Origin of the sequence: uncultured Mailhella sp. (assembly GCF_944324575.1) — a bacterium.
Lineage (GTDB): Bacteria > Desulfobacterota > Desulfovibrionia > Desulfovibrionales > Desulfovibrionaceae > Mailhella.
In genome coordinates this window covers 16,911-37,749 of the sequence record NZ_CALUWV010000001.1, presented here as the reverse complement: position 1 = coordinate 37,749, position 20,839 = coordinate 16,911, and the positions used below count along the sequence as shown (strand labels likewise).

Annotated in this window: 17 protein-coding genes; 11 read left to right on the top strand and 6 right to left on the bottom strand. The window is 62.0% G+C overall.

Annotation, left to right across the window (positions count from 1 at the left end; genetic code table 11):
• Positions 1-187: 187 nt before the first annotated feature.
• Together Q0J81_RS00150 and Q0J81_RS00145 are read right to left on the bottom strand one after the other, a co-directional pair.
• Positions 188-3,844 (bottom strand): FAD-binding and (Fe-S)-binding domain-containing protein, encoded by a 3,657-nt coding sequence (locus Q0J81_RS00150; RefSeq protein WP_294445358.1) that lies wholly within the window; start codon positions 3,842-3,844, stop codon positions 188-190.
• A gap of 99 nt (positions 3,845-3,943) precedes the next feature.
• On the bottom strand, positions 3,944-5,317 hold the full coding sequence (locus Q0J81_RS00145) for a M23 family metallopeptidase (protein WP_294445357.1): 1,374 nt from the start codon (positions 5,315-5,317) through the stop codon (positions 3,944-3,946).
• Positions 5,318-5,587: 270 nt separating this feature from the next.
• Here Q0J81_RS00145 and pgsA point away from each other — a divergent pair, with 270 nt between their 5' ends.
• From pgsA to Q0J81_RS00090, 11 genes are all read left to right on the top strand, one after another.
• Positions 5,588-6,175 carry a CDP-diacylglycerol--glycerol-3-phosphate 3-phosphatidyltransferase gene (pgsA, locus tag Q0J81_RS00140; RefSeq protein ID WP_294445356.1) on the top strand — a complete coding sequence of 196 codons (588 nt, stop codon included), beginning with the start codon at positions 5,588-5,590 and terminating at the stop codon, positions 6,173-6,175.
• Positions 6,176-6,199: 24 nt separating this feature from the next.
• Positions 6,200-6,556, top strand: a complete 357-nt coding sequence (locus tag Q0J81_RS00135) for a septum formation initiator family protein (protein ID WP_294445354.1) — start codon at positions 6,200-6,202, stop codon at positions 6,554-6,556.
• Positions 6,557-6,569: 13 nt separating this feature from the next.
• Entirely contained in the window at positions 6,570-7,748 is a 1,179-nt protein-coding gene (locus Q0J81_RS00130; RefSeq protein ID WP_294445353.1) for a hypothetical protein, read from the top strand.
• A gap of 18 nt (positions 7,749-7,766) precedes the next feature.
• Positions 7,767-8,537, top strand: a complete 771-nt coding sequence (locus tag Q0J81_RS00125) for a hypothetical protein (RefSeq protein ID WP_294445352.1) — start codon at positions 7,767-7,769, stop codon at positions 8,535-8,537.
• 156 nt (positions 8,538-8,693) lie between these two features.
• Positions 8,694-9,701 carry a class 1 fructose-bisphosphatase gene (gene fbp / locus Q0J81_RS00120; protein WP_294445351.1) on the top strand — a complete coding sequence of 336 codons (1,008 nt, stop codon included), beginning with the start codon at positions 8,694-8,696 and terminating at the stop codon, positions 9,699-9,701.
• Positions 9,702-9,889: 188 nt separating this feature from the next.
• On the top strand, positions 9,890-10,960 hold the full coding sequence (tsaD, locus tag Q0J81_RS00115) for a tRNA (adenosine(37)-N6)-threonylcarbamoyltransferase complex transferase subunit TsaD (protein ID WP_294445350.1): 1,071 nt from the start codon (positions 9,890-9,892) through the stop codon (positions 10,958-10,960).
• Between the two features lie 131 nt (positions 10,961-11,091).
• On the top strand, positions 11,092-11,409 hold the full coding sequence (gene trxA, locus Q0J81_RS00110; RefSeq protein ID WP_294445349.1) for a thioredoxin: 318 nt from the start codon (positions 11,092-11,094) through the stop codon (positions 11,407-11,409).
• Positions 11,409-12,338, top strand: coding sequence for a thioredoxin-disulfide reductase (trxB, locus tag Q0J81_RS00105; protein ID WP_294445348.1), 930 nt, complete (start codon positions 11,409-11,411; stop codon positions 12,336-12,338). The genes trxA and trxB overlap by 1 nt, the downstream gene beginning before the upstream one ends.
• Complete coding sequence (locus Q0J81_RS00100) at positions 12,331-13,056, top strand: outer membrane protein assembly factor BamD (RefSeq protein WP_294445347.1); 726 nt, start codon at positions 12,331-12,333, stop codon at positions 13,054-13,056. Before trxB ends, Q0J81_RS00100 begins: the two co-directional genes overlap by 8 nt.
• Positions 13,057-13,483: 427 nt before the next feature.
• Entirely contained in the window at positions 13,484-14,263 is a 780-nt protein-coding gene (locus tag Q0J81_RS00095; protein ID WP_294445346.1) for a transporter substrate-binding domain-containing protein, read from the top strand.
• 278 nt (positions 14,264-14,541) lie between these two features.
• Positions 14,542-15,954 (top strand): aryl-sulfate sulfotransferase, encoded by a 1,413-nt coding sequence (locus Q0J81_RS00090; protein ID WP_294445345.1) that lies wholly within the window; start codon positions 14,542-14,544, stop codon positions 15,952-15,954.
• A 302-nt stretch (positions 15,955-16,256) separates the two neighbouring features.
• Here the strand turns inward: Q0J81_RS00090 and miaB are convergent, their stop codons facing one another.
• From miaB to hypE, 4 genes are all read right to left on the bottom strand, one after another.
• Entirely contained in the window at positions 16,257-17,630 is a 1,374-nt protein-coding gene (miaB, locus tag Q0J81_RS00085; RefSeq protein ID WP_294445344.1) for a tRNA (N6-isopentenyl adenosine(37)-C2)-methylthiotransferase MiaB, read from the bottom strand.
• Between the two features lie 163 nt (positions 17,631-17,793).
• On the bottom strand, positions 17,794-18,639 hold the full coding sequence (locus Q0J81_RS00080; protein WP_294445341.1) for a TatD family hydrolase: 846 nt from the start codon (positions 18,637-18,639) through the stop codon (positions 17,794-17,796).
• Between the two features lie 2 nt (positions 18,640-18,641).
• Positions 18,642-19,703 (bottom strand): glycosyltransferase family 9 protein, encoded by a 1,062-nt coding sequence (locus Q0J81_RS00075; RefSeq protein WP_366937491.1) that lies wholly within the window; start codon positions 19,701-19,703, stop codon positions 18,642-18,644.
• Between the two features lie 7 nt (positions 19,704-19,710).
• Positions 19,711-20,709, bottom strand: a complete 999-nt coding sequence (gene hypE / locus Q0J81_RS00070) for a hydrogenase expression/formation protein HypE (RefSeq protein WP_294445340.1) — start codon at positions 20,707-20,709, stop codon at positions 19,711-19,713.
• Between the last annotated feature and the right edge of the window lie 130 nt (positions 20,710-20,839).

Genomic DNA, 20,839 nt, shown 5'->3' with positions numbered 1-20,839 from the left:
AGTGAACGGCCCCTCGTGAGAGGTCAATGAAATTTACGCCGCAACGAAAAACGCCCGCAGAAGAAGACCTGCCAGACACGACGCGAAGTCCTGCCCGGAGCGAAGACGGAACAAGCAGCCTGCCGGACGCAAAAAGGCGGAACAGGTCTCCCTGCTCCGCCTTTTTCTTCTTATGGCAAGTTGAACGCTAGCGCTTCCGCTCTTCCATGCACACCACGCGCACGCCGGGGTGGCCCTCCGTGCGGGAAGCCTGCGCCCTGAACACGGAAAGCCAGTTCTTGCCGAGCAGGGTTTCGGCCAGCCATTCGGCATTGTGCAGCACGGGGCGATGCGTGTCGATGACGGGCGTTTCCTCCGAGCTCTTGTCCTTGCCGCGGGCAGGATGCTTCACGTCCATGGTCATGAGCGTGCGTGCTATGCCTATCTTGCAGGAAGGACAGCCCACCAGAATGGGAGCTTCGGCCTTGTAGCCCGCAAGTGCGCTTTCAAGCCGCTCGCGCTTGCGCTCGCGCAGCACGTTGTAGATGTCCGGGCAGGTATAGGCTCCCGCCCCGGACTCGCCGCAGCAGCCGGGATTGAGCAGAATGGACGCGCCGGTCATGCGCTCGAGCGCCCGCGCCACCTTGCCGCCGTCCTTGGTGGCCTTCACGCCGGACCAGGCGGGATGGCAGGAGGAATGATAGATGATGCGCTCATGGCTCACCGCCACGTCGTGTGGCAGACGATCCACGAGAAGCTGCACGATGTCGTTGTGCGGCAGCACGTTGCCGTCAAGGTCCGTAATGCCGTGACGCATGAGCGAATCACGGCAGGAGCCGCAGGCGGTGATGAGCATGTTGACGTCGAATCCGGCCTCGGCCGCCGCCTGAAGCGTGGCCGCAATGACCTGCCGGTTGCGCTGCAGGTTTGCCTCGTACTGCTCGGCCGCGCCCGCCGCAAGCAGCGGATAGCCGCAGCACAGATGTCTGCCGGGAATGACCACGGGCACGCCCGCGTACATCATGAGCGCGAGGGAGGCAAGCGCGATGCGGCGGTAGAACAGGCTGCCGCCACAGCCGGGGAAGTACAGAACAGCGGGCACGCGGCCCTCAAGCACGCCCTGCGCGGAAATGTCTCCGCTCACGGGCAGGAAGAGGTGGGCCGCCGCATTCTTTTCAAGGTGCAGGCTCTCATACATGCTCACCATGCCGAGGGCCGGCCCCCTGCCGGAAAAGAGCGGACTGCTCATGCGCCTGCGCCACACGCGGGGCACGAGCGGAATGAACTGATTCATCACGTTCTGACCGAGCGCCGCCATTTTGGCGAAGGCGGGCACGCGGCTCGACGGATCGGAGGAAAGAACGCTGAGCACCTGCGACTTGATGGGATGGCCGCCCTCGCCCTCGCGCTTGACGTAGGCAAGGGAGCTCAGCGCCACTTCCGGAGACTCGATCTTCACCGGGCACACCGAGGTGCAGCGTCCGCAGCCGGTGCAGTGCTCCACCAGATGCCGGAGCTCCTGAAGAAGCTCGGGGGAAGGATGACCCGTGGTGACCTGGGAATAGTAGATGGCCTCGGTGAGCGCGCCGAGAATGAGGTTCTTGTTGCGCGGGTTATACTGGAAGGAACGCTCGGGGTACACCATGGGGCACACCTGCTTGCACTTGCCGCAGCGGGTGCAGGTCTGCACCTGGGAAAGCAGCCGGATGAGGCACTCCTTGTCGGGCAGGCCCGATTCCCTGATGTCCGCGATGAGCCGGTTGAAGGAGAACGTGAACGGACGCACCGGCAGATTGCGGGTGACGAGCTTGCCGGGGTTGAACAGATCGCGGGGATCCACGCGCATCTTGAATTCGCGCAGAGTTTCCATCTGGCGGGGGTCAAGGAAGGATATCTTGGTGATGCCTATGCCGTGTTCGCCGGAAACCGCGCCCCCGAGCTCCTGCGTTCTGGCCATGACCTGCATGGCCACATCCTCGGCGTGCTCCATCATGCGCGGATCGTTGGAGTTGACCGGGATGTTCACGTGGCAGTTGCCGTCGCCCGCGTGCATATGGCTCGCCACCACGATGCGGCTGCTCTTCATGTAGGCCACGATGGCGTCGATGCGGGAAGAAAGACGCGGGAATCGTTCCTTCTGCGCCGTGAGCCACGCCTCGGCCCGCGCCGCCACTTCCTCGTCCACGAGAGAAGGATCGAGGTTGGACTCGTCGCCTGCGGCCACGTGCGAGGCAAAGGCAAACTCCTCGTTGAAGGCCGGATCTTCCAGCGGAAAGCCCTGAAGCCGGGAGAGCTCCTGAAGGGCGAAACGGTAGGCGTCGGCCGCGGCCACCACGTTGAGGCACTCGAGATAATGCGCGAATTCGGGGATGCTTGCCATGGGCAGCACCACGTCCTCGTTCATCTTGAAGCCGGACGTGCGCTTGGCGATGGCCGAAAGGCGATGCCTGTCCTCCCAGAACTCGGCGGCCTGCTTGTCGTCCTTGGCAATGGCGGCGAACACGTGGGGGTCGTCGCCGGCAAGGGCGTAGATGGCCTGCACGGTATCGTCGAGCACGTAGGCGTCGTTGCCGTCCACCTGCACGATGATGACGGATATGGGACTGCCCTCGTGCCTGTCGGACTTGCGCTGGTAGTTGATGGCCTGCACGTACTTGGAGTTGAACTCCTCCAGTGCGGACACGTGCACGTCGCCGCCCTGATTGCGTATTTTGTCGCGCAGATTCACGATCTTGCGCACGAGCTCGGCCGCGGGAACCATGGAGGTGCCGTAAAACTCCAGCACCATCACGCGGGAGAGCGAGGGCTTGGGATGCAGGAGGAAGGTGGCCTCGGTGATGATGCCGTCTATGCCTTCCTTCTGCATGCCGGGAAGTCCGTCGAGCAGCTTGTTGGTCACGTCCTTGCCGAGGCCGGGATGACGCACCTCGTTGCCCTTCAGACGCACCACGTTGCGCATGCCGCCCGAAAGATCCTTGACCTCGAAGACCACGTCCTCGTCGGGCATGATCTTGTGTCCGGGATGATTCACGCGCTCGATGCGGATGATTTCGCCCGTGGGCGTGACCATGGTCCAGGAAAGCAGATTGTCTATGGTGGTGCCGTACTCGAAGCAGAAGGGACCGCCGGAGTTTTCCGACACGTTGCCGCCTATGGTGGACGCCGTTTTGGAGGCCGGATCCACGGTGAAGAGCAGGCCTCTTGCGGCGGCGAAGTCGATGGCGTCCTGCGTGAGCACACCGGCCTGACAGGTCATGGTGCGCGCGGCCTTGTTCACCGACCTGGCGGTAAGGCGCGTGGTGCTCACCATGACGGTGCGCTTGCGCGCGGGCACGGTGCCGCCCGTAAGACCGGAAGCGCCGCCTCTGGGTATGACGGCGAACTTCATTTCGTTGGCCAGCCGCACGAGGGCGCTTATCTGTTCGGGCGTGTCCGGCTCCACCACGAGAAGGGGCAGTTCCATGCGAAGGTCGGTGGCGTCGGTGGCGGCGGCCACCAGCGCGCCGCGGCGGCGCAGAATGCAGTCGTCGGGCATGATGTCGGCAAGGCGGCCCTCAAGCGTGCGGCAGAATTCCATTTCCGCCTCGTGGGCGCTCCAGAACATGGTGATGCCTTCGCTTATGGCAGTGGCGTACTGATGCGCGAGGGAAGGAGACTCGGCCTGATAGTGCTCGTTGACGCTCTTCTTCACGTCCGAGGCGGAAATGAAGGGATTGTAGGCCACGAGAAACAGTTCTTCGGCTATGTCTATGGCAAGCTGCCGCACGCTCTGCGGCCAGCGTTCGAATTCATCCAGATTGATGCGCAGTATGCGGTTGACCACATACTCGGCGGATATGGAAATGTGGGGCCCTTTGTGGGGCATGACGGTCTCCTTGAAGCAGAAAAAGGGAGGGCCCGGCAGAGCGTGACCGCTCTGCGCAGGCCCGATGTCGTTACGCTGCGGACAGCCCGCAGAACATGCCTACGAATTCAGATTGATGTTGATTCTCGAGGTGATGTTGTTCCTCACCCACGTGGAGTCCAGCCACTCCAGCGGCTGAACGGGCACGCCGCCCACGAGCACGCCGAAGTGCAGGTGATCGCCTCCGGCAAGGCCGCTCGTGCCCGTGCGTCCGATGATCTGGCCGGCCTTCACCTCGTCGCCCACCTTCACGCCGTACTCGCTGAGATGGGAATACTGGGTCATGAGGCCGAGGCCGTGCTCAATGAGAATCATGTTGCCGTGTATGCCGAGATAGTCCACCCACACCACGCGGCCGCTCTGTGCGGCGGGCACTTCGGCGTGGGCCACGGAGGCGAGGTCGAGTCCCATGTGGGTCTGCTCGTCGATCTTCTGGCGGTTGCCGTCCACATAGGTGCGGAAGTCGCCGAAGTTGGCCTTGACGGCGGAACGGGGCAGACGGCGGAACGAACCGCTCCACAGAAAGCGCGGAGAGACGTTGGCCGGGTCCGCGGCCACCTTGATGAGCGTTTCGTCGTTGCCCTCGCGCACCTTGTTGTTGGCGCACAGGTACTGGGTAAGCGGCGTGGACTCCTCGGGACAGAGCGCGGCAAGCTCGCTGGCCTTGAAATTGAGGAACGACTCGGGAATGTTCAGCGTGTCGGCACGGTAGTTGCGGTTGAGCGCATGCACGAGCAGTCGGCTGGAGGTCACGTTGCCCGCAAGGTCCTGCGCCATGATCTCAGGCAGATAGTCGGCCGCCTTGAGCGCGATGGGGAAGGGGAAGAGACAGGCGTAGGCGCCGTTGTCCTGCCTGTAGCCGGGGAAGAAGAGATTTCCCACGCGCACGCCGGTCTGACTCACGTCCTCGGAAACGGTGTAGACGATGAGGCCGCTGCCGCCGCGGTAGATGGCCGGAGGCCCGGTGCGCACGGCGATGCGGGGAGGCTGGGAATCGAGCACGAGAGGCAGGCTGATGCTCGTGGTGTTGCCCCGGCCGAAACCGGCGTAGGAACCGTCCACGGCTCTGACCTCAAGCTCAAACGCTCCTTCCGGAAGCTTCGTTTCCTTCAGATTGAAGGACACCTTCTGACGGCTCTCCAGCGTGGGGAATACCTGCTCAAGCACGGTCATGCTCTGCTCGCCGCGCTTCACCACGACGGTCACGGACTGCACGCCGGACTTGTCGGAAACGTCGAGCTCAATGTTCTGCAAAAGGCCTACGCGGCCGGAGAGCTCGGGATTCATGGTCACGGAAGGGCCGCTCAGGTCGCGCATGAGAAAATACGCGCCGGCTCCCGCAAGCGCCAGAATCAGCAGCATGGCTATGACGGACAGCCCGGATGAAGAGCGCCGGGACGAGGATCGGTAGGAAATTTGTCTTCTGCTAAACAAGGCTGCATCCTTTCCGGGCGAAAGGCCCATGGTATGGCCGCGTCATGCTTCTGGCACGGCAGAAGGTATTTTCTCGCACACTGCGCCAACAAGTCAAGGAGCAGCGGAAAACATTTTTCTTTCAGCGCTTCGGGCATGGTCGCGACATATCTTATATTCTTCGGATGGATGAAGTTTTTTCCCTCTCCCGCCCCACCTTCCGCCTTGCCGCGCCGCCCCTCTTTATGATAAGTCCTTCCCCATGATATGACCTTGCTCGGGAGAAGAGGTATGTTTCTTTCAGACGTTACGCAGATATTCAGGAACATGGGCTGGGCGAACCGCATCACCATGATGCGCATCGGGGCTGTGCTGCCCATTCTTCTGCTCATCCACTTTCCCAACGTCTACACCTGCTGGATCGCCATGATCCTCTTCGTGGCCGCGGCCGTCACCGACTTTCTCGACGGCTACATCGCCCGTCGCGAAAAGCAGGTGACCAACTTCGGAAAATTCCTCGATCCTCTGGCCGACAAGCTGCTCATCTGCTCCATTCTCATCGAAATGGTGGGACTCGGCTGGGTGCCGGCGTGGGTAGTCATCATCATCATCGTCCGCGAGCTGGCCGTCACGGGTCTGCGCGCCGTGGCCGCCGACAAGGGCGTGGTCATCGCGGCGGACTGGTACGGCAAGTGGAAGACCGTGTTTCAGATCATCGCCATGGTGCCGCTGCTCATCCACTTCCCGGTCATGGGGCTGCCCGTCCACCTCATAGGCACCGTGGTGCTTTACATCGCGCTCATCCTCACCATCTTCTCGGGCTGCAACTACTTCTATCTGTTCTACCGTCAGTGGCGCGATCACCTGGCGAACAACTAGCATTGCCCGCGTACCGTCGTGTCCATGAATCATCGCACATCCTCAAACAGGGCCTTCTGGTGGAAGCTCTCGCTGCTCGTTCTTGCCGTGCTGCTCAACATTGCGCTGGCCAGCCGCATCATATGGGGCTCGCACAGCCTTTACACCTGGCGCGTGCTCAAGGAAAAACAGAGCGAGCTTTCCGAGGAGCTGGCCGCCCTTGACGAAAAGCGCGCCGCGCTCTCCCGGGAAATACGCCTTTTGAAAACCGACCCCGCCTATGTGGAAAAGGTGATTCGTCAGCGCCTCAACTACGTGAGAAAAAACGAAATTCTCTATCTGTTCGACAAAAGCAGGGAGGATTCGTGGTCCGGGGCGGACTCTGACGGCAAGCAGGACTGAAGGCTCATCGTCCATGAATTCACCCCTTACGGAAAACGCCCGTTCGGAAAAGGCGCTCTGGTATCAGGAAGTACTCTCCCTCGACCCCGCCTCCCGCATCTTTCTCCCCTACGCCCGGCTTCTCGCCGAAACGGGCCGCCGCATGGAGGCCGTGGAAGTACTCCGCGCAGGACTTGCAAGGCACCCGGAATTTCTCGACGCCCGCCTTCTGCTCATCGACCTGCTGCACGCCTGCGGACAGGACGCCGCCGCAGGACTTGAGGCCGCCGGCATCATCGAATCGCTTTCCCGCTGCTCCGCCCTCTGGGACATCTGGAGCAGACTGCCCGGCGTACGCGCCGATCAGTCCGCCATGCTGCTCTTCTTCGGAGCCACGTTCCGTCAGGGCGGCCCCAGCCTCGCCGACGTGTTCGAGGCGGGCATGAAGGCCCTGCGGGCCCGGGACGGCGCCGCTGCCGTTTCCCCCGTTCCGTCCGAAGACGGCGCGCCTTCCCCGCTTGAGAGCTCAGCCGGAGATGTTTGCGGCGGACCGGTCTCTCCCGAAGCTTCCGCCACGCACAACGACGCCCCCGCGCTGCCGCACGGCGGGCCGGAGCCGGGAAGTGCCCCCTGCTCCGCGGCCTGCGCCCCTTCGGCCTCCGGAAACGACGCAGCGACGAAGGACGCCGCGATTTCCGGAGACGCCCCCTCCGCCGACGCCCCCGCTTCGGCAGAACAGACTTTGTCCCGCGCCTTCGTCATGGACGAAAATGCCCCCTGGTACAGTCTCGACGCCGTGCCCGATGACGACGACGTATACGACGACGAGGACGAACCCGCTCCCGCCGCGCCCGTCATGCCCCCTTCCGCCATGCAGCTTTTCTTTCCCGACAACGACGCGCCCGCCGGAAGCGGAGACGACGCTTCCGTGCCTGCCGTTCCCCCGGCCTCCGCGGAGGGCAAAAGTTCCCTGTGCACGCGCTCCATGGCGCGCATTCTTGAAGAACAGGGCGCCACGGGCGAAGCCGCAAGCATCTATCGGGAACTGCTTGAAGTGAGCTCCTCCGCCGAAGAGCGGGCCGAGCTCAACGCCAAGCTGGACAGCCTCATGCAGGGCGCGCAGAGTGCCGCGCCCGAACAGCCTGCCGATTCCGGCCTTCTGACCATGCTGGAAACTCTGGCCGCCAGGCTGGAAAACAAATCCCGCGCCTGACGCGCGACAGGAGACATCATGCGAACCCGCATACTCCCTCTTTTCCTCTTCCTTCTCTCCGCCTCCCTTCTGCCGAACCTTTCCGGCTGCGCGCAGATGAAGGGAGCCTACAAGGAAACCAAGACGTTCTATCATACGCACATCAACCGCCCCTCCACGCTGGACACGGAAGACCGCACCGTTCTGGAAAAATCTCAGCGCGATCTCGTGCAGAGCATCATGCCCATCGACGAAGAGCTGACGAAGCTGGAAAAGGCGCTCGATGCGCTCGCCACGCCGCCCGACGCCGAGGGCGCGGCCAGCCTTCTGCGCCGCTTCCCGTGGCTGTCCGGCCTTGCCATGGTCGCTCCCGACGGCACGCTCGGCGCCTCCATTCCGCCCACGCCCATAAAGCAGCTCGACTACACGCCCCTTCTTGAGCTCGCGCCCAAGGCCCTGCCCCGCGATCTGCGCGCCTCCATACAGAATACCCCCCTCGGACCAGAAATTCTTCTCGCCCGTCCCTTCCTGCAGGAAGACCGGCTTCAGCTTCTGCTCGTGGCCAGCTTCGACTTCCGCGCCCTGCTGCCCTACGCCTCTTCTCCGGGCGACTTCATCGTCCGTTCCGGCGACGTCCTCATCTGGAGCGGCGACATGGATTATTCCGCAACCCCTCTCGCGTCCATCGACTGGACGGAATATCTCAAGGAACATTCCGACGGTATTTTGAGCAACGAGAACGGCTCCATGATGTGGATTTCCCGCTATATAGGTGGAAAGCCTGTAGTTTTTGCCGCACCGACGCGCTGATGTCCTCTATGCGATGATTTCAATTCACATATTGAGCCTTATTGCACATTCATCCTTGTTTATGGTATAGGTACTGTCAAGTAACAGAAGCTCCGATTCCTGCGCAGAGCCTATAAAGGATGCGACAGACCGGAGCCGATACCAAGGAGCCTGGATATGTCTGAAGTCACTGCAATTGAACACCTTATCGCATCGCAACGCAGATGGTCGCCTCACGCGACGGGCCAGTTCACCTCGCTGATGCACGACCTTATTCTTTCGGCCAAGATTATTTCCAGAAACGTCAACCAGGCCGGTCTGGTCGACATTCTGGGCGCGACCGGTGCCGTCAATGTGCAGGGCGAACAGGTGCAGAAACTTGACACCTTCGCCAACAACACGCTGGTATACAGAATGCAGAGCTCGGGAGCCGTGTGCGCCGTGGGTTCCGAAGAAATGGCCGAACCCTTCTTCGTGCCCGAAAACGAACCCCACGGTCACTACGTCATCTTCTTCGATCCGCTCGACGGTTCCTCGAACATCGACGTGGGCGTGAGCATCGGCACCATCTTTTCCATCTACCGCCGCTCCGACACCCAGAACTACTGGGAGCTCAACGCCGAGGCCCTCATGCGTCCCGGCATCGAACAGGTGGCGGCCGGATATTTCCTCTACGGCTCCTCGACCATGCTCGTGTACTCCACCGGGCACGGCGTCAACGGCTTCACTCTGGACTCCTCCATAGGCGAATTTCTGCTTACGCATCCCAACATTCAGATTCCGCGCGTGGGCAAGTACTATTCCGCCAACCACGGCTACTACAACTACTGGGACGAAGCCACGCAGAAGGCCGTTCACACCTTCTCACGTCCCGAGGGCATGCCTCCCCGTTCCACCCGCTACGTGGGCTCTCTCGTGGCCGACTTCCATCGCACCCTGCTCAAGGGCGGCATCTTCTTCTACACCGAAGACATCAAGCATCCGAACGGCAAGCTGCGTCTGATGTACGAGGCCGCGCCCATGGCGTTTCTCGCCGAACAGGCCGGAGGCAAGGCCACGGACGGCAGAATGCGCATCCTTGAAAAGGTGCCCACCGCCATTCATGAACGCACGCCCCTCATCATCGGTTCCGCCGACGACGTGGATCAGGTTCTCGAAGTCTACAGGGAGAACGGCAAGGTCTAGCGCCTCCGCGCTCCGGCATCCGTCATCAGGCCGTGCGCCGGTCTTTCCGGCGCGCGGCCTGTTCTTCCCTGAATCCCCCGCCCTTTTGCCCATGCTCCGGACGGACGGGCGTCCGGCGGCGCCGGGCACGACCGGGCGCTCCCTTTCCCCTTCACGACGACAGACCGCCAAACTCTTTCGGATGAAACATGCTGGTTCTGGGAATAGAAAGCTCTTGTGATGAAACCGCCCTTGCGCTGGTGGACGACGACGGCGTCCGCGCCTCCGTCATCTCCAGTCAGGCCGACATTCACGCCCTTTTCGGAGGCGTCGTGCCCGAGCTCGCCTCGCGGGAACACGCCCGTCTCATCGGGCCTCTGCTCGACAGTCTGCTGCGTCAGGCCGATCTCGGCAGCGACCCTTGGAAGGTCATAGACCGCATTGCGGTCACGCGCGGGCCCGGCCTCATGGGAAGCCTGCTCGTGGGCGTGGCCTTTGCCAAGTCCCTCGCTCTGGCCCACGACATTCCCCTCATCGGCATCGACCATCTTCAGGGGCATCTGCTCGCCGCGCAGATTGAAAACGACATTCTCTGGCCCGCTCTCGGCGTGCTCATTTCCGGCGGCCATACGCACCTCTACCGCATGGACGGTCCGGTGGACATGACCGTGCTCGGCAAGACCATCGACGACGCCGCGGGCGAAGCCTGCGACAAGTTCGCCAAGGCCGCGGGCCTGCCCTATCCCGGCGGCGCGCTGCTCGACGCCCTCGGAAAGAAGGGCACGGCCGATCCTCATCTTTTCCCCCGCCCCTACACGCACAACGACAATCTCGACTTCAGCTTCAGCGGGCTCAAGACCGCGGGCGCGCTCTGGCTCTCCGAACACCCCGAAGCCCGCTTTCCCGCCGGCGACACCCCGGCCAGAGAACGGCTGAACCTCGCCTCGCAGGTGCTGTGCGACGCGGCGGCCTCCTACCTTCTCGCCATAGCCGAAACGCTCGTCATCAAGGCCGGCCGCGCCATGGAACTCTTCCGCCCGAAGAGCATCGTGGTGGCCGGAGGCGTGGCCGCCAACAGTGTGGTGCGCCGCGAGTTCGCCGCTCTCGCCGAAAAGCGCGGCATGCCGCTCTTCATTCCTTCCCTTTCGCTGTGCGGCGACAACGCCGTCATGATAGCCAAGGCAGGATGGTACATGGCAAAGGCAAAAAGAGCGCACGATCTTTCCCTTTCGGCCATACCCCGCGGGCAGGTCATCCCTCAGGACTGGAAAACGCTTTGAGCTTCTCCGCCTTGACAGCGGCATACCCTGTACCTACAATCATTCCGCATCATTTTTTTTCGTGATAGGACAAAGATGCGCCGGAGGCTTCTCCGGAGTTCACCATAATCCATGTTTAAGGAGTTCAACCAATGTCCACCGCAGTTACTGATGCCACCTTTGAAAGCGTCGTCATCAAATCCTCCATTCCGGTTCTCGTTGACTTCTGGGCTCCCTGGTGCGGTCCCTGCCGCGGCATCGGCCCCATCGTGGAAGAACTGGCTGCCGAATATGAAGGCCGCGCGCTCGTGTGCAAGGTGAACGTGGATGAAAATCCCCGCGTTCCCAGCCTGTTCGGCATCCGCGCCATTCCCACCCTCATCGTCTTCAAGGACGGCGAAGTCGTCGATCAGGTGACCGGAGCCGTGGCCAAGTCCCACCTCGTGGGCATGATAGAAAAGGCTCTGTAATGCTGTACGATGCCGTAGTTATCGGCGCAGGGCCCGCGGGCTTGACCGCGGCCCTGTATCTTGTCCGCTCCGGTGTCAGCGTTGCGCTCGTCGAAAACGCCGCCCCGGGCGGACAGATACTCAGCACCGCCGAAATCGAAAACTATCCCGGCTTTCCCAAAAGCATCAAAGGCTGGGAACTGGCCGACCTTTTTGACGCCCACCTTGCCGGGTATCCCGTCGAGCGCGTGCGCGGACAGGTTCTCTCGGTGGAAAAGGCCGAGGGAAACATCTTCCGTCTCGCCCTTGACGAGGAAAGAGAACTGAAGGCCAAAACCGTGGTAGCCTGTACCGGCGCGCATCACCGCAAGCTCGGCGCGCCCGGCGAAGAGACCTTCAGCGGCAAGGGCGTGTCCTACTGCGCCGTGTGCGACGGCAACTTCTACCGCGGACGCGACGTCGCCGTGGTGGGCGGCGGCAACTCCGCCCTGGAAGAAGCCCTCTACCTCTCGCGCATCGTCAACAAGGTCTATCTCATTCACCGCCGCGACGCCTTCCGCGGAGCCATGGTCTACCAGAGCAAGATCCGTGAAGCGGCCAACATCGAGCTCGTGACGAGCAGCGTCGTGGACGAAATCCGCGGCGGTGCCGCAGGCGTGGATTCGGTGGCCGTGCGCAACGTGACGAACGGAGAGAGCCGCGTCATTCCCGTAGAAGGCGTGTTCATCTATGTGGGCATGGAGCCGGTCAGCGGCTATCTTCCCGAAGGAATCAACCGCAACGCCGCGGGTTTCGTGCTGACGGACGCCGAAATGTGCACCGACATTCCCGGCATCTTTGCTGCGGGCGACCTGCGCGCCAAGCGCTGCCGCCAGGTCAGCAGCGCCGTGGGCGACGGAGCCACGGCGGCAACGGCGGCTTCCTCTTATCTGGAGCAATGGCATGCGTAAACTGCTTCTTATGGGAATGCTTGCCTGCACCATCTTCCTGAGCGGCTGTTCCATGGTAGATGAGTATTTCCTGCCCCCTGCCGACGATACGGTTCAGGAAATATTCGAGGCCGGCAACGACGCCATGCGCGAAAAGGACTACTCGCAGGCCATTGTCTACTATACCCGCATCAAGGATGAATACCCCTTCAGCCCCTATGTCATAGAGTCTGAACTGGCGCTGGCCGACGCTCACTTCCTTGACGGCGAATATCTGCTTGCGGCAGAATCCTACAAGGATTTCGAGACGCTGCATCCCCGCCATGAAGCCATCCCATATGTGCTTTATCAGACCGGAATGTCCCTGAAGAATTCCTACACCTCCATCGACCACTCGGCCACGCCCGTGAGCGAGGCTCTGGAATACTTCACCAGACTCCAGCAGGAATACCCCGACACGGAGTACGGCAGGAACGCCGCCGAACAGATCGCCGCCTGCCGCAAGACGCTGGCTCAGCGCGAGCTGTTCATCGCCAACGTGTTCTGGGGCATGGAAAACTATCAGGCCGCATGGACGCGCTATCAGTATGTCGTGCGCACCTATCCCGACGTGACGGAAGAAGCGGAATACGCCAGAACCAAGGGTGAAGCCGCCTACCTGAAGTACCGCAAGGAAGAGGCGCAGAGCATACGGGAGCACCAGCAGGGTTCCTGGAAGGACTGGTTCCGCTGGCTGTAGAGACATGCCGTTTCCGCTGCGCGGCCCGTCTGAAAAACGCTGTTCAACGAAAGGCGCCGACTCCTTTGAGCCGACGCCTTTCCTGCATTCGAGCGCATCCGGCACGCAACCTTTTCCCCGCCATGCCCTCGAGCCTTACGGAACGGTACGCCTGCGCGGTGTCGTCACCGGAAGGTCAGGGGCGATCTTTGACAAAAACGTTCGATCCGCCGGTCAGAAAGAGCTCGACACGCCCCTTTCCTTTCCCCGCGCCGCACTCTTGAGAAAACGGCCGTCCACCGGGGTTTTTCAACCCTTCTGAGCCGACACCTCCGCCGATTTTTCAAAGTTTTTTCTTCTCCAAAAGCCTTCTGAAGCTGGACAGACGGCCGCTAATGCCGTAGCGTTGAGCGACTTTTATAACATTTCTGTCAGGAGGAATGTCGCAATGCTCAAGAACATCCTTATGACCTCGCTGCTCGTTGCCGCCGTTTCCGGCATGGCCCTGCAGGACGCTCAGGCCAGAAGCCTCAAGGAAATCAAATCCAGCGGCACGCTGCTCGTCGGCACGACGGGCGACTACAAGCCCATGAGCTATCTCAACAAGGAAACCGGCAAGTATGAAGGCTTCGACGCGGAAATGGCCGCTTCCCTGGCCAAAAAGCTCGGCGTGAAGCTCGAGTACGTGCCCACCACGTGGAAGACCCTGAAGGCGGATACCATGGCCGACAAGTTCGACGTGGCCATGTGCGGCATCACCGTCACCGACGAACGCAAGAACGACATGGCCATGTCCGATCCGTACCTCACCTTCGGCAAGACCATACTCGTCACCAAGACCAAGGCCGGTCAGTTCAAGTCTCTTGCCGACGTGAACAAGCCTTCCGTGCGCGTGATGTACAACCCCGGCGGCACCAATGAAAAGTTCGCCAAGGAATCCACGCCCAAGGCTCAGCTCATCATGCATGAACACAACGCCGAAATCCCCGGTCTCGTGGGTGAAGGCAAGGCCGACGTCATGATCACCGAAACCATGGAAGCCGTGCGCTACGTCAAGGACAATCCCAAGGTGGCCGCTCCTCTCGTGGACAAGCCCTTCACCGAAAACCACTTCGGCGTGCTCATGAAGAAGGGCGAACCCGATCTGCTCAAGGCCGTCAACGACTGGATGGCCGGCATCAAGGCCGACGGCACCATGACCAGATGGGAAAACGAATACATCAAGTAAAGGCGTGAACGCTCACGCGCCCGGACCGGACGGTGCAGCCGCGCGCTGTCCGTCCGGCCTTTTTTTCCGCCCCGGATGTCTGACGATGTCCCGGGGCGTCACTGTTTAATCGTTCTCTTCCGACGCGGAGCGTCTTTTCTCCGACACGCTCCGGCAGGCACTGCAATTTCTCTTCCCTTGCGTCCTCATTTCTGCAACACTGTGCCCGCTTCCGAACGGCGCGGGCTCAAACCGGCATCGGAAGCATCACCATTTCAACTTTTTTCAGGATGGCATTCATGAGCAGTCTCGTTGTTTCCGCACTCGCGGTCGCGGCATTTTTCGGCACGGCTCTTCTCCTCTCCCCACGCAGGGCAAAGGCCGTGGAAACCATGTCCACGCCCACCGGCGTACTGACGTACGACAAAGAAAAGGCCCTGACCGGCTACACGCTGATTTCTCCCATGCAGTCCACGTCCTCCTATCTTCTCGACATGGAAGGCAACGTGGTGCATGAGTGGAAAACCGCCGGTCTTCCGGGCCTCTATGCCGAACTTTTGCCGAACGGCAACCTGCTGCGCGGCATACGCTACGAAAAGAAGGTGCCCTTCGGCGGGGTGTCCGGCGGCCTCCAGGAAATCGACTGGGACGGCAACGTGGTGTGGGAACACAACATCTACGATGATCACAGGCTGAGTCATCACGCCTTCGACCGCATGCCGAACGGCAACACCCTCATCGTGGCCTGGGAACACAAGAGCTGCGAAGAGGCCGAGGCAAAGGGACGCAAGCCCGGCACGCTGCCGAAGCCCGGCGACGACACCGGCCACACGCCCCCCTACGACGGCCTGTGGGCCGACTACATCGTGGAAGTGGACAAAAACGGTCAGGAAGTCTGGTCGTGGCACGCCTGGGACCACATCGGCACGGGCAAAGACGAGTTCGACATCAACTGCCGCCTGCCCATCAAGAACTACTACGGCGATTCCGACTGGATGCACATCAACAGTGTGCGCTACAACGCAGAAAAAAATCAGGTGCTCATAAGCTCCCGGAACTTCTGCGAGGCGTTCATCGTGAATCACGACGCCGAAGGCCGGGTGGTCTGGCGTTTCGGCAATCCCGCAAGCCACGGCGAAGGGACTCGCCCTTCCTTCTGCGACGACGGCAGTCAGGTGCTTTTCGGCAATCACGATGCCACCTGGCTCGGCAATGACCGCATCTCCCTGTTCGACAACGGCTGGCAGCGCCCGCAGGCCAACCGCTCCCGTGCCGTAGTGGTGGACATCGCCTCCGGCAGCATCGTGTGGGAGTATGCGGCCAACAACCTCAATGCCTTCTACAGCGCCTATCAGGGAGCCGCCCAGCATCTGCCGAACGGCAACGTGCTCGTCACCTCCACGGCCACGGGACACCTTTTTGAAGTGACGCAGGACAAGCGCGTCGTGTGGGAATACGTGAGTCCCTTCATGAGCAACGGCGAGGCCAGAGCCATGCTCACGGAAAACGACGCCACCGCCGACCCCGAAGGCGTGAAGGACATCAACCTCACCGCCAACGTGATCCATCGCGCCTTCCGCTACGCTCCCGACTACTCCGGACTTGCAGGCAGAGACCTGTCGAAGAAAATCGTCGTCTTCCCGGGGGCTCCGAAGTGGCATGAACTCTTCGCCGAAGCCGCACGGCTCGACTCGCCCCTGAACAAGCGGTAAAAGGCGCCCGACCGTCGGCTATGTCCGGGGCTGCGCCTGTACCGCACGAGAGCCGAACGCCGTTCTCCGTTCTGCCTCATGCCCCTGCCGCTTCGCAGCCGACGCTTTTTCCGCGCGGCTGACCCGCCGCATCCTGCCGCCGGTCGTAGCCGCAGGCTCATGCGGACGAGAGCGCTCTGTCGGAAAAAGAGCGCCGAAGCTCCTGCGCGCAGAACAATGTTCCGGCAGGCCCCCGGCTTCTTCTTAACGCGAAGCGGCGGCGAAACCTTCGTTTCGCCGCCGCTTTTTCTCCTGAAACGTCTCTATGCCCGCGTCTGCGCGTTCTTCTCAACAGGCGACGCCTTGAGCGAGTGCTTGAGCGCCCTGTTTATCTTCACGTCCACGAACTCGCCGGGACGTCCCTCGCCTTCGGGCATGGTCACATTCACCATGTCGCCCCACGGGTCGCGGCCCTGCCATTCGTTGTTCTGCTCCGTCCTTCTCTGGCTCGGGCCCTCAAGAAGCACGTCGGTCACAAGGCCCACGCGGCTTTTGAGCCATGCTTCGGCACGCTCGTTCTGAAGGCTCTGGAGCCTCTCCAGCCTTTCAAGCTGCACCTCATGGGGAATCTTGAACGGCATGGCCGAGGCGCGCGTGCCCGGCCTGTCGGAATAACAGAAGGAAAAACTCGACATGAAACCGCAGCTGTCTATGGCCTTCAGCGTGTCCTCGAATTCCTCTTCCGTTTCCGACGGGAATCCCACGATGAGGTCCGTGGAAAGCGCCATGTCGGGCCGGGCCTTTCTGAGCCTCTCCACCACGGAAAGATAGCGCTCCATGGTGTAACCGCGGCCCATCTTCTTCAGCATGGAATCCGAGCCGGACTGAAGCGGCAGATGAAGACGCGGGCAAAGCTGCGGAAGCTCCGCGAACATGTCGATGGTTTCCTGCGAAAAGTCGCGGGGATGCGCAGACACGAAGCGGATGCGCCGCAGCCCGGGAATGGCCGCCACCTGTCGCAGAAGCTCGGGGAACGTGGTGCCGTCGCCGCTCTTGTCGTTGCCGAACACGTTGACGTTCTGCCCGAGCAGCGTGATGTCGCCCGCGCCACGCGCCACCCAGGAACGGCACTCGTCAATCACGGCCTTTGCAGAACGCGACTTGCGCGGCCCGCGCGTGTAGGGAACGATGCAGTAGGCGCAGAAATTGTCGCAGCCCTGCATGATGTTCACATAGGCCACAGGCGTGACGCCTTCCTGCTCCGGGCGTCCCGCCGCATCCACCAGGCAGGGATCACGATCGGGAAACACATCGGTGAAGTTGAGATAGGAGAGCTTCAGCTTCGGCTCGTTCAAAAGCCGCACGAAGGCTTCGGGCACGGAAGCCACGCCGTCGGTTCCCGCCACAAGACGCACCTGCGGATGGCGGCGCATGAGCTCCTCGCCTATCTGCTGAGCCACGCAGCCAGCCACGCCCACCACGGCGTGCGGATTGGCCCGCTGCACGCGGCCGAGGGCGCTGTACACCTTCTGTTCCGGCTTCTCGCGCACGGAGCAGGTGTTGATGAACACCACGTCGGCCTCTTCCAGAGGCTTTTCCTGAAAGCCCAGACGCATGAGCGCGCGCTCAACCCACTGGGAGTCGTTGACGTTCATCTGACAGCCGAAGGTGATGCAGTGAAATCCGCTCTTGCCCATCCATGATCTCCTGAAAAAATGTCGCTCACACGGAGCGTTCCTGTCTTGCGCGGCGGGGAACAGCCGCCTCTGTATCTCTGTCGAAAAAACGCCGCTCTGACGCGTTGCGTCAGGAAAAAACGGACGCAAAGACCCAAAAGCGCCGCAGCGCTCCCGAAACGGCCTACATGCCGAAAAAGCGCCTCGCGTTCTCTCCGGCAAGCGTCCAGAGCTCTTCCGTGCTCATGGCAAGTTCCGGGGCAAGGCGCTCGGCCGTGAACACGGCAAGCGCCGGCTCGTTGGTCTTGCCGCGCCAGGGTTCCGGGGCAAGATAGGGGCAGTCCGTTTCCAGCATGAGCCGTTCGGGCAGAACCGCGTGAAGCGCCTCGCGCACCTCGGCGTTGGCCTTGAAGGTGGCTGCGCCGCCGAAGGCGATGTGCCAGCCGCGCTCCATGATCTGCCTCGCCCTTGCCGCATCGCCGCCGAAACAGTGCCAGAGAAGAGGCCTTCCCGGCATGTCCTCCTCGTCGAGAATGGCGAACATCCTGTCCCACGCCTCGCGGGAATGAATGACCACGGGCTTGTCCAGTTCCCTGGCCAGTCTGAGCTGTCTGCGGAACCACGGCTCCTGAAGCGCGGAGGGAGAATAGCCTTCCTCGTAATGATAATCCAGTCCGATTTCCCCTATGGCGCGGATGAGAGGATCGTTCTTCACCACGTCCACCAGATGTTCCCACTCCTCTTCGTCGGCGGCAAGCACGTCCTCGGGATGGAGTCCGCGGACGAAGCAGATGTCGGGAGCCTTGGGAAGTGCGGCCGCAGCATTCAAAATGAGATCGCGGTTCGACGCGTAGCGCTCGTGCTGAAGAAACATATGCACGATGAGCGACACGCCGGAAGACGCTGCTCTTTCCAGCATGCCGGAAAGGTCGGGCAGAAGACGCTCGTCGTCAAGATGCGCGTGACTGTCCGCGCCGGTAAACGGCAGGCCGAGGCTTTGCGGCAGCGGCCTGTTTTTTTTTGAAGACATGGCTATTCCTGTGCTCCTGCCGCAATCTTGCGCACAACGTCGCTCCACACCACGGCAGGGTCTATGTTCTTCATGCAGGCAAAATGCCCTTTGGGACACGCCTTGTGCCCGTGCAGTCCGCAGGGACGGCAGGACACGTCCGCCTCGATGATAGTGCTCGTCTCTCCTCTCGGCGCAAAGCCGAGCGTTCGCACCGTGGGGCCGAACAGCGCCGTCACCGGGGTATGCTGCGCCCAGGCCAGATGCATGGGACCGGAATCGTTGGTGACATAGTCGTCAAGTCTGCCGAGCACCGCGGCCAGGGAAAGCAGCGAGGTTTTCCCCGAAAGGTCGAGGAATCCTGCCTCGTCGCCGCGAACACCCGCAAGGGCGCGGACTTCGGCGGCCGTCTTCTCCTCGCCGGGACCGGCAAGCAGCACGGCATTTACGCCGTCATCCAGGGCACGGCGCAGAATAAAGGCAAAGCCTTCCGGCGTCCAGCGCTTCGTGGGCCATACCGAACCCGGATGCAGGCCTATGGTCTTTTTCCCCGCAGGCAGGGGCGCAAGCAGCCTGTCCGCCTCCTCCACGGCGCCGGCAGGAAGCACGATGGCCGGCCAGCACAGCTCCCGGTTTTCCAGAAGCCCGCAAGGCACATCCAGCGCCTTTGCCAGAAGCAGCAGTCGCTCTATTTCCTGAAGCTCGTCGAAACGGCGGCTCACGCGGCGCGTGAACACAACGCGGGAAAGCGCGGCCTCGGCGTAGCCAGCACGCACGGGCGCACGGCTGGCCCATGCCATGTACGAGCTGCGCAGGCTGAGATGGGCGTCTACCCAGATGTCGTATTTTCGCTGCGCAATGCCGCGGCCCTCGCGGAACACGGCGGCAAGGCCCCTGTCCTTTCCGCGCTTGTCGCAGGAAAACACGCGGGAAATCTCGGGCTGAGCCTCATAGAGAGAGGCGAGTCCTCCGCGCACGTAAAAATCAAGCTCCGCTTCAGGCCACGCGGCCTTGAGAACACGGATGAGCGGCAGCGTAAGAACGGAATCTCCCAGAAACGCGGTATTCCAGACGGCGATGCGCATGATGTCCTCAGCAGATGCGGGGCAGCTGCGCGCCTTCCAGCATGGAAAGGAGCCTTGAGCCGCCCATGAAGGTACGAAGTTCCACGCGGGGCCTTTCCGAGGCCGTGACCTCTCCTATGACGGCAGCCTCGGCCCCGAACTCGCAGGACTTCATGACCGAAAGCGCCGCCTCCGCCTTTTCCCGGGGAAGGATGCAGATGAGCTTGCCCTCGTTGGCAAGGTACAAAGGATCGAGACCGAGCACGTCGCAGCCTGCGCGCACGCTCTCGTGCACCGGCACGGCGGATTCCTCCACGACAATGCCCACGCCCGACTGCCCGGCTATCTCGTTGAGCGTGGTGGCAAGGCCGCCGCGCGTGGGGTCGCGCAGAACGTGAATGTCCCCCACCTCGGCAATGAGCCGCTCCACCATCTGATTCAAGGGCGCGCTGTCGCTCGCCACGTCCGCGGCAAAGGTAAGATTGTCGCGCCTTGCCATGACCGTGAGTCCGTGGTCGCCCATGGCTCCGCTCACGAGCACGGCGTCGCCGGGCCGGGCTGAGCTGCCGGAAGGCGCGGGATCGGCAATGACTTCGCCCACGCCCGCAGTAGTAATGAAAAGCGCGTCGCACGCGCCCTTCGGCACCACCTTGGTGTCGCCCGTCACAATGGCCACACCGGCCTTTTCTGCGGCTCGGGCCATGTCGGCCACCACGCGCTCAAGAACGTCCGAGTCCAGCCCTTCCTCAAGAATAAAGGCGCAGGAAAGATAGCGGGGACGCGCGCCCATCATGGACACGTCGTTCACCGTGCCGTGCACGGCAAGCGTGCCTATGCTGCCGCCGGGAAAGAACAGGGGCGTCACGGTGTAGCCGTCCGTGCTCATGGCCACGGGGCCCTGAAGGTCGAGAACGGCCGCATCGTCCATGCGGCGCAGGATACCGTTGTCGAAATGCCGGAGAAAAACGTCGGCGATGAGTCTTTGCGACGCCCTGCCGCCGCTTCCGCTGTCGAGAAGAATCTTCATGGCTGGCCTTTGAAAAACGAAGGAAAGGGCCGCGCAGGGCCCGGTACTCCCCGCCTTTTTTCAGAAGCGGAGAACGAATTGCAGGGCGAAAGACTAGCACAAAAGCGGGCAAAGGGAAACGCCCGGCCCC